18 protein-coding genes are annotated in these 17,506 nt (G+C 44.7%); 7 read left to right on the top strand and 11 right to left on the bottom strand.

Features of this window, described 5'->3' with window-relative positions; all coding sequences use genetic code 11:
- Positions 1–18: 18 nt before the first annotated feature.
- The 3 genes from ACFVQB_RS20995 (at position 19) to ACFVQB_RS20985 (ending at position 4,770) form a co-directional block, all read left to right on the top strand.
- Positions 19–846 (top strand): alpha/beta hydrolase, encoded by an 828-nt coding sequence (locus tag ACFVQB_RS20995; RefSeq protein WP_379443426.1) that lies wholly within the window; start codon positions 19–21, stop codon positions 844–846.
- Positions 847–991: 145 nt separating this feature from the next.
- Positions 992–1,693 carry an RNA polymerase sporulation sigma factor SigK gene (sigK, locus tag ACFVQB_RS20990; RefSeq protein ID WP_379443423.1) on the top strand — a complete coding sequence of 234 codons (702 nt, stop codon included), beginning with the start codon at positions 992–994 and terminating at the stop codon, positions 1,691–1,693.
- Positions 1,694–2,040: 347 nt separating this feature from the next.
- Positions 2,041–4,770 (top strand): discoidin domain-containing protein, encoded by a 2,730-nt coding sequence (locus tag ACFVQB_RS20985; protein ID WP_379443420.1) that lies wholly within the window; start codon positions 2,041–2,043, stop codon positions 4,768–4,770.
- A 132-nt stretch (positions 4,771–4,902) separates the two neighbouring features.
- On the opposite strand, the gene ACFVQB_RS20980 is transcribed toward ACFVQB_RS20985, so the two are convergent.
- From ACFVQB_RS20980 to ACFVQB_RS20965, 4 genes are all read right to left on the bottom strand, one after another.
- A complete protein-coding gene (locus ACFVQB_RS20980; RefSeq protein ID WP_379443417.1) occupies positions 4,903–5,082 on the bottom strand; it encodes a hypothetical protein in 180 nt (59 codons plus the stop codon).
- Between the two features lie 394 nt (positions 5,083–5,476).
- Positions 5,477–6,409 carry a DUF3298 and DUF4163 domain-containing protein gene (locus tag ACFVQB_RS20975; RefSeq protein ID WP_483874956.1) on the bottom strand — a complete coding sequence of 311 codons (933 nt, stop codon included), beginning with the start codon at positions 6,407–6,409 and terminating at the stop codon, positions 5,477–5,479.
- Positions 6,410–6,699: 290 nt separating this feature from the next.
- The gene (locus ACFVQB_RS20970; protein ID WP_379443414.1) at positions 6,700–7,950 is read right to left on the bottom strand and encodes an MFS transporter; all 1,251 of its coding nucleotides are present in this window, start codon (positions 7,948–7,950) and stop codon (positions 6,700–6,702) included.
- Positions 7,951–7,975: 25 nt separating this feature from the next.
- Complete coding sequence (locus ACFVQB_RS20965) at positions 7,976–8,899, bottom strand: ADP-ribosylglycohydrolase family protein (RefSeq protein WP_379443412.1); 924 nt, start codon at positions 8,897–8,899, stop codon at positions 7,976–7,978.
- Between the two features lie 131 nt (positions 8,900–9,030).
- Between ACFVQB_RS20965 and ACFVQB_RS20960 the strand changes: the two genes are divergently transcribed.
- The gene (locus ACFVQB_RS20960) at positions 9,031–9,288 is read left to right on the top strand and encodes a mannitol dehydrogenase family protein (RefSeq protein ID WP_379444440.1); all 258 of its coding nucleotides are present in this window, start codon (positions 9,031–9,033) and stop codon (positions 9,286–9,288) included.
- Positions 9,266–9,760, top strand: a complete 495-nt coding sequence (locus ACFVQB_RS20955) for a mannitol dehydrogenase family protein (RefSeq protein ID WP_379443410.1) — start codon at positions 9,266–9,268, stop codon at positions 9,758–9,760. The genes ACFVQB_RS20960 and ACFVQB_RS20955 overlap by 23 nt, the downstream gene beginning before the upstream one ends.
- Before the next feature lie 136 nt (positions 9,761–9,896).
- Here the strand turns inward: ACFVQB_RS20955 and ACFVQB_RS20950 are convergent, their stop codons facing one another.
- From ACFVQB_RS20950 to ACFVQB_RS20940, 3 genes are all read right to left on the bottom strand, one after another.
- Positions 9,897–10,784 carry a hypothetical protein gene (locus tag ACFVQB_RS20950; protein ID WP_379443408.1) on the bottom strand — a complete coding sequence of 296 codons (888 nt, stop codon included), beginning with the start codon at positions 10,782–10,784 and terminating at the stop codon, positions 9,897–9,899.
- A gap of 141 nt (positions 10,785–10,925) precedes the next feature.
- Entirely contained in the window at positions 10,926–11,579 is a 654-nt protein-coding gene (locus tag ACFVQB_RS20945) for a YkyA family protein (protein WP_379443406.1), read from the bottom strand.
- 42 nt (positions 11,580–11,621) lie between these two features.
- Positions 11,622–12,524, bottom strand: a complete 903-nt coding sequence (locus tag ACFVQB_RS20940) for a polysaccharide deacetylase family protein (RefSeq protein WP_379443404.1) — start codon at positions 12,522–12,524, stop codon at positions 11,622–11,624.
- A gap of 229 nt (positions 12,525–12,753) precedes the next feature.
- Here ACFVQB_RS20940 and ACFVQB_RS20935 point away from each other — a divergent pair, with 229 nt between their 5' ends.
- Both ACFVQB_RS20935 and ACFVQB_RS20930 read left to right on the top strand, forming a co-directional pair.
- Entirely contained in the window at positions 12,754–13,698 is a 945-nt protein-coding gene (locus ACFVQB_RS20935; protein ID WP_379443401.1) for a DMT family transporter, read from the top strand.
- A gap of 98 nt (positions 13,699–13,796) precedes the next feature.
- Positions 13,797–14,633 (top strand): sulfurtransferase, encoded by an 837-nt coding sequence (locus ACFVQB_RS20930; RefSeq protein ID WP_379443399.1) that lies wholly within the window; start codon positions 13,797–13,799, stop codon positions 14,631–14,633.
- 122 nt (positions 14,634–14,755) lie between these two features.
- Here the strand turns inward: ACFVQB_RS20930 and ACFVQB_RS20925 are convergent, their stop codons facing one another.
- The 4 genes from ACFVQB_RS20925 to ACFVQB_RS20910 all read right to left on the bottom strand — a co-directional run bounded on the left by ACFVQB_RS20925 (position 14,756) and on the right by ACFVQB_RS20910 (position 17,332).
- Positions 14,756–15,055 carry a hypothetical protein gene (locus ACFVQB_RS20925; RefSeq protein ID WP_379443396.1) on the bottom strand — a complete coding sequence of 100 codons (300 nt, stop codon included), beginning with the start codon at positions 15,053–15,055 and terminating at the stop codon, positions 14,756–14,758.
- Positions 15,056–15,129: 74 nt separating this feature from the next.
- Positions 15,130–15,324 carry a hypothetical protein gene (locus tag ACFVQB_RS20920; protein WP_379443393.1) on the bottom strand — a complete coding sequence of 65 codons (195 nt, stop codon included), beginning with the start codon at positions 15,322–15,324 and terminating at the stop codon, positions 15,130–15,132.
- A 247-nt stretch (positions 15,325–15,571) separates the two neighbouring features.
- Positions 15,572–16,411, bottom strand: a complete 840-nt coding sequence (locus ACFVQB_RS20915) for a hypothetical protein (RefSeq protein ID WP_379443391.1) — start codon at positions 16,409–16,411, stop codon at positions 15,572–15,574.
- A gap of 168 nt (positions 16,412–16,579) precedes the next feature.
- Positions 16,580–17,332, bottom strand: coding sequence for a hypothetical protein (locus ACFVQB_RS20910; RefSeq protein ID WP_379443388.1), 753 nt, complete (start codon positions 17,330–17,332; stop codon positions 16,580–16,582).
- Positions 17,333–17,506 lie beyond the last annotated feature (174 nt).

Below are 17,506 nucleotides of genomic sequence, written 5' to 3'. Positions count from 1 at the left end.
TTTCGGAGGTATGTCCTAATGATCGATTTTACTCAATTGCTGCCTGAACATGAAGTCAAAACGATAGGAAAACATGATTTGTACCTTGAAATATTTGATGGTGAAACGGCTCCCCTCTCGGTAAATTCAGTAAAAAGGCCGCCCCTCTTATTTGTTCATGGCGCATATACAGGCAGCTGGATGTGGAGCAAGTATATCCCCCACTTCGTTGAGCAAGGCTGGACCTGCTACGTCATGAACCTGAGAAGTCATTACAAAAGCCGGGTAATGGACATGACGAAAATTACGTTTGACGATTATTTAGAAGATATCCGGGAAGTTCTGGCGGAGTGCGACGAACCCCCTGTTCTCATCGGCTTCAGCATGGGCGGAATACTCAGTCAGAAGATTGCAGAGGCAATTGCTTTAGCTGGATTGATCGTGATTGATTCCAGTCTAAGCCGGGAGGTTCTTGAATTGATGCCCTATCCCGAGAGTGATCGAATCACACCTGATATCATCATTCCTCCCCCGGCCCGTGAAGAGCATAGCAGTATTGATGAAACTGCGGAGGACATTGCATTTCAGCGTAAATATCTGCAGATGGAGTCAATGAAAGCATTTCTCACGTTCTCGGCGGCATTTGGATCAAGCGGTGGTGTTTCCATAGATGGGGAATTAATTACATGCCCAAGTTTGGTCATCAAGGCTGTAGACTCTAATGATGAAGAGCAGAGAGGCCAATTGACTGCACAACAGTTAGGCGCTGAATATGCAGGGCTGTGGAATACGACTCATACCGGATTGCTCGTCGGCCAACGGTATATGGAAGTTGTAGAGATCATCCTGAAATGGTTATACAAGTAGACAAAATCAATCGATAGTCTCCACAGTGGCTACACCTTTTTCAAGTGTACGTGCACTTCTGGGCACACGCCTACATACAATAAATCGACCCTGTTCCCACATGTGCTCAGGCCAGATCGTTGTAAAACTGCAGGAGGTGTCATCTGTGCCCGGATTGTTTACCGCAATTGCCCTGTTCATTAAAGAGTTAACGTTACTTGTCTCGTATGTCAAAAACAACGCCTTCCCTCAGCCCCTCGCTGAGGATGATGAAGCCAAACATTTACGCCTGATGGCCGAAGGAAATGCTCATTCCCGTAATTTGCTTATTGAACACAATCTGCGCCTCGTCGCGCATATCGTCAAGAAATTCGACAATACTGGCGAAGATCAAGAAGACCTGATTTCAATCGGAACCATCGGATTAATTAAAGCCATTGAAAGTTTTCAACAAGGCAAAGGGACCAAACTGGCTACGTTTGCAGCCCGTTGTATTGAAAACGAAATACTTATGCATCTTCGCTCCCTGAAGAAAACACGTAAAGACGTATCCCTTCACGATCCTATAGGAACCGACAAAGAGGGAAACGAAATTACATTAATCGATATCCTTGGAACGGAAGCGGACGACGTCATAGACAAGGTACAACTCAAAATTGAGAAAAGCAAAATTTACCGTAATTTGGATATTCTTGACGATCGGGAGAAGGAAGTTGTGATTGGCCGATTTGGACTTGAAGCTGGTGGGGAGGAACGTACGCAGCGCGAAATTGCTAAGGAACTCGGCATCTCACGCTCTTATGTATCAAGAATTGAAAAAAGGGCGTTAATGAAGCTGTATCATGAGTTTTATAAGCAAAAGAGCTAGTTGCAGCTACTCCGAAATTCTATATTTGGATTTACACACTTTTTTATTTAAAGGAAACTTGCTATGAAACCACAACGGTTTCTGAGCAGGTTTCTTTTGTTTCTTTTGTTTCTTTTGAGAACCTTTTCCTCTTCCATCCTTATCACAACTATATTATTTACTATTAAAAACTCCACCAATTCCGCTTGTTCGAACTGTAAATTTTTATTGTTTAATTGAATATTTTACCTTATTATAGATTTCGAAAGGAGGACTAGATGCTTGTTTACATAATCTAAAGAAACACGCTTATACCCATTCAGTCGATTTGTTCTGCAATTAATTTATTTTCTGGGAGGAAAATGATTATGCACAAGGTGCGCTCTTCGATTAAAAAGGCATGGGCTTCATTTCTCGTACTATCTCTTCTACTACCGTTGCTGGCAGGCCTATGGCCTGCGCAAGCTTTTGGTGCATCTAACAATGAAGGTTCAATCACTTTAACAGCGGATAATGAATTCACGTTGTATTTTAACGGCAAAACGGTTGGTACCGGTAACGATTGGAGTAGAGCCTATACTTTCCCCCTTCAGATTCAAACAGGCAAAAACGTCATTGCAGTACAAGCCAAGGATCTGGGTAGTTATGCGGGACTGCTCGCTGACCTCAGCTATATGGATGAAAATATCGTAACGGATTTCAACTGGAAAGTATCCGAGCGTTATGTTGGAGGCTGGGAGCAATCGAATTTTGATGACTCTTCCTGGTCTCGTGCTACCGACTTTGGACGGTTTGGGGCATCGCCATGGAACCAGATTACGGGTATGCCGGAAGATACCAGTGCTCGCTGGATCTGGGCAGGCAGCAGCAACTATAACACGCTGGTTACCGAGGGGTATTTCCGGATTACCTTTAATGTGAATGAAGATGGACTGGCTGTCAGCAATCCGGTACAATCCTCCGGTCAATTCGAGCAAGTTGATTATCAGTTAAAACCCACACTCCCCATGCCCTCTTCCATCTCGCAAAAGCTTCCCGTTGTGAACGCGGTATTTGAAACCGCCGAAGAACAGGGCAGTTTTGTTCTGACCTCACAAGAGGCCTCCCAGTTGGGTAACAGTCTGGTGTCGGGGCAGATTTTTCTGGATCAATCCTCTGCTCGTGCCATCAAAGTAACTAATGTGACCAACAATTCGGGCGGAACGATCGTTGAATACACTACACCTGGTGTAGAGGAGGTATTTGACTATTACGATATCCCCGAGCAGGAAGTATCTCTGGAAGAGCGCAATATCGTTATGCCTAACCCTGACATGGTGCTAGATGCTCAATATCTTCTGCAATCCGATGCTTTTTCGTCACAAGCTGACTACAGTGATTCTTCGATCATTCGGCAATATCATGTGGACGATACTCTAAGCCCAACCGAAGAGTCTCTTGAGACGCTGGATCAGAGCAGCCAAACTGAACTGAGACAGGAAACCCTGTCAAATGATGATGTTGCCATGCAGTTGGACGACATTATTCGTACAGCCGGAACAGATGATTTTGCCAATTGCCGTAAATCCGGTAATGAATTCGTCTGTGATTTTAAGAAAGTCCTTGTGAATCAGCAAAATTCGAATGGTAACAAAGTCTATGTAGAAGCAGGCGGCAAGCTAACGCTGATTACACCAAAGGTAACCGGGAAATATGGATTCTGGGGCAATTATGATCTGAAATTTACAGCTGGCGAAAAAGCCAACATCTACATCAAGGGCGATGCAAAATTTAAAAAGGAAGTCAAAGTTCCGATTCTCGGATTCAACATTAATGCAGGGAGTCTGGGCGCTGTATCCGTTGGTGTATTCCTCGTTATCGGCGTTGACGGCAGCGTCACGTTTGAATTCCAGGTAGATCAGGGGTACACCGTAACTGCCGGAGTCAAGGGAAAAACCCGTGTCTTCATCCCTGTCAAAATTCAACCTTACAGCAGTGTGGACAAATATCTGACCGTTACACATAAAATCGAAGGACAGATCACAGCCTGGGCAGGTGCCAAAGCTGAGGTTGGGTTGACCATTGTTGGCAAAAAAATTCTGGAGGTGAGTGTCTTCGCTGGCATTGAGGGGACGGGAAAATGGACAAGCAGTACGGATGTGCCAAGCGCCATGTCTCTCACCATTGATGCTCTTGTCAAAGGAGAGGGTGCTGTATTCAATAAATCGTTCAAGCTCTTTGAACTGCGTTGGAATCTGGTAAAGCTGGAGAAAAATCCAACGACCAACCCCGGCACAGGAACAAACCTGGCGCGAAATGCGGCCATAACCGTTGATTCAACCTTCTCGGGGTACTCAGCAGCAAAGATCAACGACGGTGACAGGAACACGACACTCGGTGAAAATTATAGCTGGGCGAACGATCGCAATTCCCCATTGCCCCAATATGTTGTAGTGGATATGCGTACAGCCAATTCCATTAACCGGATTGATTTATATACCTCCCAAGGCTATCCGATTGCCGATTATGATTTACAATACTGGAACGGCGTATCCTGGGTGAATCTGGTTCAGGTAACAGGCAACCAAGAACTGATGAGGTCTCATACGTTTACCGCGGTAAATACAACCAAAGTTCGTGTCGTCGCACGTAAAGGACCAAGCCATCAGCCAGGATATGTAAGAATTAACGAACTCGAAATCTATGGCAATCCGAATTTGGCCCGCACCGCATCTATCACAGCAGACTCCACTTTTAGTGGATATTCCGTATCCAAAATAAATGACGGTGACCGAAGTACAGCACTTGGAGGTGCATCCAGTTGGGCCAATGGCGCGAATACGCCGTTACCTCAGACCGTGACACTCGACCTTGGTCAAAGCAAACAAGTGAGTAAAATTGATTTGTACACGACACAAGGCTACGTACTGGCTGACTACGATCTCGAATACTGGAACGGCTCAAGTTGGGTTTCCCTAGCCAAGGTTGCCGATAATAAAGATACGTATCGAACACACAGCTTTAGTCCCGTGAACACTTCCAAAATTCGGGTCGTGTGCCGGAAAGGCCCGTCGCATCAGGCAGGGTATGTACGGATTAACGAGCTCGAAATTTATTAATTTCAGGATAAAGTAATGATTAAAGCCTCCGTGCCACACGTTGTGTGGATAGCGGAGGCTATTCATAAGCCCCTTATGAATAATTGCAAACTTCTCCAAAAAGGCAGCATCTGCCTTATGCTCGCAATGATTTCATATACTCACTGAAACGATGGAGCCCACCTTTTGAAGGATGAGGAATTCTTTCTCGACGCTTTCGATAAAATATTTTTTCTCACCAAATATAACGACATCATTCTCGACTAATCGAACATCGCTCTTGAAATAGATAAAATTGTCCGTTTCTCTGAACGCACCTTTATAGTAATACAAGTTGTCACCTTCTCCTTGGGAAAAATGGATTACTATTCTTTTCGTTTAAACCACATCTTGTAAAGCATTAGCCCCATACCAGATGAACAGATCAGATATCCAAAGAACAAGAAAAGTAAATAAACACCATGGAGATCTTCAGGAATCTGATTTACACCTTCAAACCACGCAGAACGAATAGGATACAGTAGCGCTACCCAAACGATCAGCAAGACCAGAATATAATTAATTATTTTGCTCACAATAACGATCCTTTCAAGTCCAAGTGGAAACAGAAAATGATAATAGCCTTGGCTACAACGGATTAAAAAAGCCGCTAGATTAGCGACCTTCTATGGTACAATGTTTCCACCCCGACACGTGGCGTTTGCGTTTGCATACTCAGCATCTTTGCCTAGTACTGTGAGATGGTAATACCGTGAATGAGTCCCTCCGTTGAATCGGAGGCAAAATGGACACGGGTGTCCCCAAAACGATAAGAGAGTAAATATTCTCCTTGAATAATAGCGTTCTCACTCTTTTTACCTTTTCCTAATATCTTCTCAATGTCACTGAAGGTTTTCATAGGGAGGGTTTTCCAACTCAAATACACATGGTTAAGGCGATCTGAATCCTCCTCCCCAAAATTAAAGGAAGCGTACTCGACACCTTCAAATATCCAGAAAAGGCCTCCCATTTCCGGTTCATAATAGGGTTCACTTTCTGAACTTTTTAGCGCTATCGATACTTCTGCTTTCGTTTGTCCGAAACTTATATTTTCAAAACCCGGTATTCTCCCACTTTTCAACTCTTGAATGGTGTCTTTGTTTAAATCAAAAAAAGGTCTGCTCACTTCAGATTGGATTTTGGAAAAAGGAACCTTCACTTCAATAAATCCTGAGGCATAAGGCCCAACTTCGTATGGATTAAATACCATAACAATTCCTGTGTTTTGGTAGTAAAAGCTGGATATGTTACTCAAGGGAAAGTTATAAAAACTCTCCGGGAAAACATTCTCATTACTCTTTAGGGCTATTTCAATACCTTCAGCCAGATTAACAGCTTGTTTATTGGTTTGAACAACTTGATTCAAGTAGAGTCGTGTTCCTGTTGTTAAGTCATAATTATAAGTCGTTACTTGTTCATACCCGTGCGCGCCGCCTCTGAAATAATAATCTGTATATACGATAGAAAGTAAATTGTCTTGATTGTATTTAGTTTGTGCAGTGGTATTCCAGTAAAATGAATCTTGCTGTTTTTGTAGATATGTATTCTCTTTAGCGGCATTTACGGCATGAATTTTGAGTGTTTTATTTATTTTATCCTTGACCTTTTGTTCGCCGCCCATAATTTGAACATACTTTTGCCCCTTATATGACTAAATCTTGGTCTTTACTGTACTTGCTCCGGCTGCACTTGCATCACTTGTTGGGATTATAAAAAGAAACACCAATAAGAAGCTTATTAATATAGCAATTGTTTTATTCAAATTGAATTCCATCCTTTCTAATTATTATGATATACCAATAATACTGTAACTTGACTGGTTTGTCTTTTTCTAGTTGAAATTGTAATCCATCGATAGGCACAGCCCTCATCCCACATTATGCGGAGTGAAGGCTGCATCTATAGCTATATTTAATTTACCGGTGCTGTCTCCACAGCGTCTGCGACTTCTGGCAGCCTCCTTTTACGTTCCATCGTCATGCTAATAAGTAGTCCCAGCAATCCACATGCGGCAATGACTGCTGCATACAACGGTACCGAAATGAGCCCCGTATGCGTAATTGCAAATCCGCCCAGATAGGCACCACCTGCATTCCCCAGATTGAAGGCCGAATGACTCGACGTTGTCGCCAGCAGCGGCGCTTCGCGTGTCATATTCATGATTCGAATTTGCAGCCCTGGCATAATACCAAAAGCCGCAACACCCCAGCAGAATATAGTCATTACCGCCAGATACGGATTGTCCAGTGTCAGCGTTAATGCTGCCAACAGAACAGCCAGTACACCGAAGTTAACCATTAGGGAAGGCATCAACTTCCAGTCCGCCAGACGGCCACCAAGCATATTGCCTAATGTAACCCCGACACCAAACAACACGAGAATCCAGGTCACGCTCTGCTCCGCAAAACCACTAATATCAACAAGCATCGGCGTAATATAAGTGAACACAGCAAACAGACTTCCACAGCCCAGCGCACCAATGAGTAATATCAATAACACCTGGGGGCGAACCAGATTCCGAAATTGCTGACCCAGATTTGCTGGTGGTCCCTGCTGGATTACCGGAATGAAACGAATGATACCAATTAATGAAATGATGCCCAGGATCGTAATAGCCCCGAACGACGACCGCCACCCAAGCTGTTGCCCGATGAATGTACCAAAAGGCACACCAATAATATTGGCAATCGTAAGTCCAGCAAGTACGACGGATACCGCCCCTGCCCTTCTCTCCGGTGCAACCAGCCGTGTTGCCATCAGCGATCCTACACCCAGAAAGGTACCGTGAGCAAATGCCGTCAGAATACGCGCCGAGATGAGCAGCCCATAAGTGGGAGCAATAACAGACAACGCATTACCGATGATAAAAATACACATCAGCAGCACCAGCAGTTTTTTCTGCGGAATCTTATGGGTGAACACAGTCAGTATAGGCGCACCAACCGCCACGCCAAGCGCATAGCCCGTTATCAGTTGTCCAGCCTGCGGAATGCTGACATTCAAATCCGTTGCTACATTGGGCAGAAGCCCCATAATAATAAATTCCGTCATGCCAATAGCAAAAGCCCCTACCGTCAGGCATAACAGGGATAAGGGAAACGCCCCTCGTTTAGCGGATCTCGTAACTTCCGATTCCGTTGTAGTTGATTCTGTCTTACGCATATGATGTTCTCTTCTCCTGTCTCTTCTATCTAGCTTCCGCCTTTAACCACAATGCCTCTGTCAATTCACCCAGCGTATCCTGCATGGCCAGCTTCTCTCGCCAGTGTGCCGGAATACCACTCAAACCATAATAGGCTCCGGCGATTTGCCCATATACCGCTCCTGTGGTGTCCGCATCATCACCCAGATTCACTGCCAGCAGCGCACCGTCTTCAAAGCTAGAAGAATGATGGAATGCCCATAACGCCGCTTCTAGTGAACGAACGACATAGCCGCTCCCCTGAATTTCAGGCGGTACTTTATCGCGGTATGATCCTTGGACAACTTCTTCAATCGCAGGTGAAAAAGACTTCTCTTCCCTCCACTTATAACAGGTATCAGGTCGTAACATGACGTCCTTGTCCGCTCCGTGCAGTCCTGCAACCAATATCGCCGCCAGCACTTCGCATGCTTCCACACTTTCAACAGCGGCATGTGTTGTTCTGGAACTCAACCCAGCATATATCACAGCTTCATACGGCTGATTGGCATATGCCATGGCAATAGGTGCGAGCCGCATGATTGAACCATTGCCAGCGGTCATCGGGTTGGTTGAACCACTATACGCTTCACCGGTTGCTGCAAACCGCTCAAGGGCACTCCGAGTAGCCCCGCCAATATCAAAGCAAGTTCCCGTACTGCTCATATAACCGACCTGAAACCAATTCGTATATCTACGCATCTGGTCCCCGGGATCGAAGCTCTCTTTTCTCACCAGGCTTTCAGCCAGACATAGTGACATCGACGTATCATCCGTCCATTGTCCCGGAGCCAGATCAAATACACCTCCGCCCACAATATCGGTAACAGGCTCGAATGTGCCGGGACTGCTGAATTCCACTGTGGTTCCCAGTGCATCTCCCGCGGCAAGCCCGATCAAACAACCTTGGAAACGATCCTTTAGCAGCATCGTCGATCCCTCCTCCGCGATTTAACTCTCAAATAACTTCTTCCATTCTCCCACATGGCTTGATATGGCGTAAAGAAGTTTAATACGTAAGTTCGATTCCAAATTAACTTGAACCACACGCACCACTTCCCATTATCGCTTGCGAAAATGCCAGCGGAGGCAGCACGCGGCTGAAAAAAAGAGTATATCCTTTTCTGGATGAAGCGACCCGGGAAAAAGCGGAACGCTATATCTCATTTCCCAATACAGCGGTAGATCGAATTGTTCCCGTTCAGGATCATAAAGACCCGCTGCAAGTTACCGTTGAACCTTTTTATGAATGGGTGATTCATCGCCCTGCACTGCTAAAAGGATTTAAAGAAATTTGTGCACTACGTGGGCTCTCTTGAACCTTATATTGAACGCAAAATGTTTACGGTAAATACCGGTCACTGCGTTGCCGCATACTTCGGTTATCTCGAAGGATTCAAAACAATCCGACAAGTGATGAGTCATGCCCCCCTTCGTGCCAAAGTACGCAAAGTCATGGAAGAAACCGGAGCCGTGCTCATTGCCAAACACGGCTTCCATCCTCAGAAACACCGCAAATATATCGATACCATTCTCGAACGTTTTGCCAACCCGAACCTGACGGATCAGGTAACCCGGGTCGGACGCTCACCCCTTCGCAAACTATCGCCTTACGACCGACTTGTTCGCCCAGCGATGCAGGCCAGCGAATTCAGAATTGAAATTCCTCATTTAACTTCCGCTATGGCGGCCGCGATGCTGTTCAATCATGAACATAACGAGGAAGCCATGAAGCTCCAACACCTGATTCGCGAAGATGGCGTCTCTGCCTTCATTCGTGAGCACATGTGAATTCCCGACGAACATCCCGTTCAAAGCAAACTGAATAGACATCCGGCCAAAAAAGCCGGGAGGAACCTATGCTTATCGCATCGTTCCTTCCGGCTCTTTTCAAACTCACGGCATACATATTGTTATCGAAGCACGATTACTCGTTCATGATGGAATTAATGGAGGCATAAACCATCGGCAGGAAGCCCTCTGAAGGTTCGCCAACCGGTGCATGGATATGGAAAGCGAAGTCAGTGCCATCCAGTTCCTTTACGATGAAATACTCTGTTTTCTTATTGTTTTGAGACATCATGAACAATTTTGCCTCTTTCATTGGGCCATTGCTAAGCTTTTCCTCACTTAATTGTTTGACCGTTCCTGTTTCTGACAGCTCTTTCTTCGCATCCGCCTTCAATTCATTCAGGTTATAATCCGAAGGCAGCTTTTCAATCTCTACCTCGTAATCCGGATCAATCTTCATGGTCAATTCTTGATCATCTGTATCGTAAACCATCGGTTCAAACACATATAATGAGTATCCTTTGCCTTGAGCCAGTGTAACCGGGCGCTTTTCGGTCATGCCTTCCACGGTCACTTCCAGCTCGGATGTTTTGGAACGATCAGATGTAATATTACCGCCTGCATTTGTACCGTTACCATCATCGGACTCGACCTTGGCAATTTCCGTAAGCACCAGCTGTTTGGTCGTTGTATCGCCTTCAATGGCTTTCTCTACATATTTGAATTGAACGGAATCTTCATCGTCAATGTCATCCAAAGACTTCTGCAGATCTTCACCCACCTGAAAAGACATCGGTTCCTCTTTCACACGAATTTCAACCGTATGCGGATCTGCCCATCCGGTCAAAATGCCTTCGCCTTCAATCACAGTACTTTCCTCAGGCTGCTTCCCTGGTGCCGGGGTCTGTTCTTCTGTATTATTCGCGGGTGGCTGAACAGTAGGGCTACTGTTGCCGCAGGCCACAAGCGAGAATCCCATAACCAAAACAAGTAATGATGCACTAATATTCATAGTATTTCGCATATGAACACCTCCGTTAGCTTATACGCAATGATGCTTGTCCATGTTGCCTGACTTGTTAACTTGACAGCTTAGTATTACTTACACGGCTGACCCGTCGCTCAATCATGCGAAATGTTCAACACCCTTTTACACCATGAATAATCAGCCGGCTTGCTCCATTTGCACAAGCTTCGCGTTAGCTCCGTTAAAAGCTTTCGTCTGCTTGTTGAACTGCTGTCTTAACTCGGCAACTTTGGCATATTTGCTGTTTCGTTCCCGAATCGCACGTTTGATCTTGACCAGATTGGGCTCCACACTGCCTCTCATCAATGAATATAACTGCTCGTCCGCATCAAGGCTCTGCCTGTAGGAGGCAACAAACGCTTCAAATGACGCAGCTCTTTGCTCATATTGATCCAATACCGTGTGGGCCTGAGCCAGATTCTCTTCCTTTTCAAAGGATAACTGATCCAGCGAAGTTCGCAGCTCTTCCATCTGTTCTTTTGTCCTGCTCATCACCGCTTCAGCTTGTTCCAGCAGTGTTCTTCGCTCGGCAATATGTCCGTCTGCCTGATCGAGCAAAGCTTCCAGATTACTGTTTTTGTTCTTTCCTTTATTCAAAATTGATGAATATAACTCCATGTCTTCCCGTTCATGATGAACAAGCTCCTTCAGGCTCTGGTTCATCTCCTGATCGGTAAGAATCAGTTGATTGACTTGATTTGCCGCAGGTACCTGCGGCTGACCGCAAGCACTGACAAGCAGAGCCAGCAATATGCTGACCCCGGCCAGAGCTATCTTTTTTCTTATAAGCACCTCGGGGTGCCTCCTCTCTTGCAACTTCTATGTTGTTGTTATTTACAAGCGGGTGTCTGCGCTAAAATTGGCTACCCAATGTGCATTCGGATCGTAGACCTCAAACTCATAACCCCGATCTTCAAGCAGCTTCAAAATGCGTGGCAGGGCCTGTACCGTTTGCTCGCGCTCATGCATCAGAATCACTTCCTTATCCCGATGTACACTGCTGCTGACCCGTTCAACGATTTTGTCTGGCTGACCTGGAAGATTCCAGTCGAGGGAGTCGGTGGTCCAATCCCACATTTTGAATCCGGCCGCAGCAATATCACCCCTGAAGGATTCTCCGATCTGGGGACTGCTGCCGTACGGAGCACGAATCAGATGCGGCGTAAAACCGATCAGATCCTGGACCAGCTTCTGCTCCTTTTTGAACTCCTTCACAAAATTAGTGGAGTTTCCGCTCTTATACAATTTGTTATAGTTATGTGTCATGCTGTGAAGCCCCGGATAACTGCCCTCTTTGACAAGCCGCTCCACTGCTTCCTTGTGTTGATTCAACTGACGTCCAATCATGAAAAAGGTTGCCTTTGCCTCATGCTGTTTCAAAATATCCAACAGTTGATCGGTATATACACTTGGTCCATCATCAAACGTTATGTATGCCAGCTTGCGCACCTGACCCTGGAACCGCGCAGGCTCCTCTTTGGACTCCGGTGTCATTTCAATCATGCCAAGCTTCGTTGGCTGTTCAATCGCAGCTACTGGCGGAGGTGCTACATAATCCTTGATCCAGTGCGTCATGCCAATGAATGCATATGTTAAACCGATAATGAGCAGTGCCAGAAGCGCCAGCGCAGCACTCAGTCTCCCATACCGGATTTTTCTTCTTCCATGCGTCTTGGTTCGGCTTGTTCTATGCGGAATGCCGCCACTCTCTCCCGCTCTCTGTTGTTGAACTCTCACTTCCAGGCCACTTCCTTACTTTCATTTTTTCCCGATTATTGGTACATTATATCGTTTCATGTCTCTATATAGAAGATTAATAGAAAAATAGTCCGTGAGAATGACAGAATAGTTACAAGGCCGGTTACAATCTACTTATCTATTTCTTCTCTTATACTTTTCCTGCGGATGCATTCTCCTGTATAATAAATTGATTTACGCCATTTGACTTCAAGAAGGAGCTACATCCATGACTAGCTTGAACCGTGCCGGCAGATCGATCTATCTGCTATTCTTTGTCGGCATTATTGCCATTTCGTTTTCTTCCATCTTTGTACGCTGGTCCACAGCCGACGTCGCCGTCATTGCGATGTACCGACTGTTCCTCACCAATCTGCTAATGCTGCCTTTTGTGTGGAAATACCGGCACGAGATGATGCGTTTAAACTTCAAACAGTGGGCTTTACTGCTCGCATCCGGCGTGATGCTGGCACTGCACTTCCTGCTCTGGATGGGATCGCTTCGGCTTACGAGTGTAGCCAGTTCAACGGTCATTCTCGCTTTGGAGCCTATATTGATTCTCGCCGGTTCCGTCTGGCTGTTCAAAGCCAAAATCAACCGCATGATGATCATCGGTATGGGCGTTGCCCTGCTCGGATCGATCGCTATTGGAGCTGGAGATTTCCAGTTGGCAGGCACAGCGCTGCGAGGGGATATTCTTTCTTTGCTCGGAACGATCGCTGTGGCGGTACACATGCTGCTTGGACAGTTTTTGCGTGCCGGACTGAGTGCGTTCTCCTATAACTTCTGGGTATTTTTCGTAGCTGCCTGTACGCTTGCGGTATATAATTTGGTTAATGGTCACCCGTTTGGCGGTTATGCGGCTTCCGAGTGGGGAATTTTCCTGTTGCTCGCCATCGTGCCAACGATCTTTGGGCATTATCTCTTCAACTGGCTGCTTCAATATATGAATGCTACGACGGTATCGATGGGGGTTCTGGGGGAACCTGTATTTTCCTCTCTGCTGGCCTGGATGCTCCTCGGTGAATCCCTCAATGGACTTCAGATGTCTGCCGGGGTTGTCATTATTTTCGGGGTATGGATCTTCATTCGGTATGGCAAAACCAAACCACAGCCCATTCCCTCAGATGCTCCTGTAGCTGGAAAAGGACCAGTCGAACCTACAGCGGTGTAAATAGTTTGTATTCGAATATTTGTAAAAAATCAACTGGGACCTGCATCACGCAGATTCCGGTTGAATCCATCCCACTACATATAAGGCGGTGTGTTTTCATGAAAAATATTGTATCCATGCGCTGGCTGCTCGCCAGAATGTATGAACCGGATGTCGTCATTGCCGATTGCCGATTCCTGCTCGGTCAACCAGATGCCGGAAGACAAGCTTACGAGGCTGGACATATTCCAGGTGCCGTTTATCTCGATCTGGAAAAGGATCTTTCCGCTCCTGTATCTACTCACGGAGGGCGTCATCCGCTTCCAGATCCGGCTGCACTAGCAAGTCGCCTCTCCACAGCTGGCATCGGCTCGAATGCACGCATTATTGCCTACGATGACCAAGGCGGCATGAACGCATCGCGGCTGTGGTGGTTACTTCGTTATCTGGGACATGAACAGGTGTATGTCATGAATGAAGGCTTCTCTGCCTGGCAGAATGCCAAGTTCCCGGTGACCACGGATGTGCCGGTTCAGATTCCGGCTTCGTTTGAAGTGAATGTGCAGCCAGGGCTGTTGGCGAGTGTTGAGGATGTACAACAAGCATCTGCTGACGGCTCAGCTGTACTGATCGACTCTCGCGATGCCCGCCGCTATGCTGGATTAGAGGAACCCATCGACGCCAAGGCTGGACATATTCCAGGTGCGGTAAACTATTTTTGGAAAGATGTGTTGGATTCGGAAGGACGCTGGACAAGCAAACAGGATGCGGAGAAACGGTTCAGCAAGTTGGACAAGGACGGTGCGATTATCGTGTATTGCGGTTCCGGTGTCTCTGCTTGCCCGAATGTGATTGCGCTGGAAGAAGCGGGATTCTCGAATGTGAAGTTGTATTCCGGAAGCTGGAGCGACTGGATCAGTTATGAGGGGAATGCGGTTGCTACGGGAGAGGAATAAGACGAAGAAATACAATACAGGATCAACTATATGAAAAGACCGTTACTGAGGCTTTATCTCAGTAACGGTCTTTATCTTTAGCAGAAGTCAACAGGGAATCAATATACTCTCTTTATGAGGACTTAAAATGGATTACAAACAGAATTTCTGTTTGTATATTTGTTCATGTATGATACCTCTTTTATATGACTTAAAATGTGCTTCAAACCCTGTTCGGTCTTTACAATATAATGTCCCACTAGGACAGCTAAAGGATTCAACGGATCGATTTTCACTAGAAGCTCTACCACATTGCCCCTAAGGATGTTAAACGATATCGGAACACCAACAAATTCAAATATATCATCCGTATGCTCAAAGATGTTCCCCTCGAACTGGATTACCTCTAACTCGGTGATCTTTTGATATCTTTTTAAAGACATGTGATTCCCTCCTCAAAAATAAAGAGGCGACAAGTCACAATTGACCTACCACCTCTGCTTAACCTATCCTCAGTTTACTGCCATTTGCTTTCTAACCCGTTTGCTGTCCAACGTACGTTATTTTTCTCCCTCGCTTTCTCCTTAATTTGGTAAAACCCACTCGGATTCTGTGCACTAAGTTCCTTTACTCTTTCGGTAAGGGTCTGAGGTGGACAATCCTCCAAGAAGCTCTCGATTGCCTGTTGACTTTTTTGATTGTTGTTTACCATTTGTTTTCCTCCTAGTCCTGATCTATGTAAGATTCAGGCAAGTTCATTATAAGAACGAGGTCACCTGTTTTAACGCATTAGTGGAATGACGACATCCATTCCCTTCGCCTTGAGTTCCTCATTCTTGCCCTGTAATCATCGGTTTATTAAGGCATCCAGTTGCAATTTTAAATGTTGTCAATATTGTGACGGACATATGGGGTTAAACAAGGACAAGTCCACACGGCTCGTCCTTTTAAGATACCAATCATTCAAACCGCCTATTTAGCATCCGCAGAGCTGAAATTAATGCGATTAATTTATAGGCATCTTCTTTTCTCCAAAGTAAAGGTTTATCGCGTCCATGTAAGACCCAATTTCTGTTTATAATCGGAAGTCTTTGTCTGTGGAAGTCTCGGGACTTAAAGATTCTGTTATTCAATAGAGATATTACAGAGGTACTGATTGCGTACAGAAAAGAATTTGGATCTTCTTCTCTTTCCAATGAAGACTTCACACTGTTTATCAACGACTTTCCAATATCATTAGTTCCCTCAAAGGATAACTCATGTTCAACAGCAGACATCAGTGAAGGAACAACCGCTTGGTACTTCTTATTATCAATTAAAAAGAAACATTCTTCATAGAAAGTCTGCCAATCTTGATTCGCAGTCAATATAATTTGATTCTTTTCAGCCTCGTACAAGTCGAAATTTTCCGCTTCAAACTCCATTACAAATTGCCTATCCTTTTCTTCTTGGCCACCTTCGCTATCGGCTATTCTTCTATAGGCACCAATGGAGACATTTGAAGACATGCACCAACCATAATTAGTATTTATTAAACATGCCTGATGAATATGTTCATATAACGGTATACGTTCAGTTTGTTCAAAGCCTGAATACTCTTCTCGAATCCTCTCCCTTAAATCCTGAAGAGCACTGATTAAGGGAGCGTATTCTTCTAAAGCTCTCCTTATAGCCTCAAATGTCGGCCCTAACTTTTTCACTATTCTGGCATTTTGCTCAATTATTTTAGTAATGTCTTGACTAAAATTAGCCGTTGCTAAATCCATTTGTTTATCAATCTTAGTGAAATCCTCATCCATGTTCATACCCACCCTCATATCTCAGTTTCCACCTGTTCGATTATAACGTTGGTTTCACCTGTGTTTGTGGCTCAAACTCGTGCGTACACTCACTAAGTTGCGTTAAGGTTCACATATAACTAATATAGACATTCAGCAGGAACGTCTTTATGGAAGCTATTGATATGCTCAGCGAATACTGTTGCGAAAATTTAATATATCATCCAAAGTATAGTTATTATCGAGATAATCACTTGGCATAATTCCTCTTATCAAACTATCGAAATACCGTTTGAACATAATATCAAATTTTATTAATTGATCTTTTAATAAATCAACTTCTACAACTTCATTTGTTAACATTTTAGGAGTTTCGCCATTAATTCGTATGCCTATGTTCTCATATTGAATGCCCAGTCCCTTAAAATGCAACGAACCTCTGTGTTTGACAAGATTGTATTTCTCTCTCAAGTCAACTGTAAGCTTGTGATTAAAAAACTCCCGATAAATATTTCTTGATTTTATGTCTCTCGCTAAAGTAAGTATGTAATTTAACTCATCAAAGGTACATTTAGTAGAAGCTTTAGCAAATTTACTGTTATCCTCAATAATATCCCTTCCATAGTCTCCATAAAAAAACCAAGATACTTGCCAAGATATATCAATACAGTAGTTATAAAAAGCCAGGGCATTAAGTAAGAAGTTTGCTCGTAAAGAAAGCGTACTGATATTGTCATCTTTTGGGAACACCAATTCTCCATAATCTTTAGATTCAATAAAAAGCAACGATTGTCTTCCATAACAGAACGAGTGATAAACGTCAACAATTTTAAAACCTGCAGCTAAAATATTTGGTGAAAACTTTAGGTACTGCGGATCCTTCGGAGAATATTTTAACCAATGGTGTACATCCTCTTTGCTATATAGATCCAATGCATTCATCTTCAAACCTCCTAAAAGTAAAACAAGAGTTCGACACCAAGGGGAATACTCCTTTTTCAGACAAGTGGGTCTACACAGAATTGCTTCACTCCATACCACCTGCCCCATAAATAACCTTTGCATTTCTCCAGCTACTTTCTGGGACGTTAGCGAACCAAGACCACGTCAAATAGA

Source organism: Paenibacillus sp. NPDC057886 (assembly GCF_042796655.1).
Lineage (GTDB): Bacteria > Bacillota > Bacilli > Paenibacillales > Paenibacillaceae > Paenibacillus.
The sequence above is the reverse complement of the archived record's forward strand: the minus strand, read 5'-3'. Positions and strand labels throughout refer to the sequence as shown.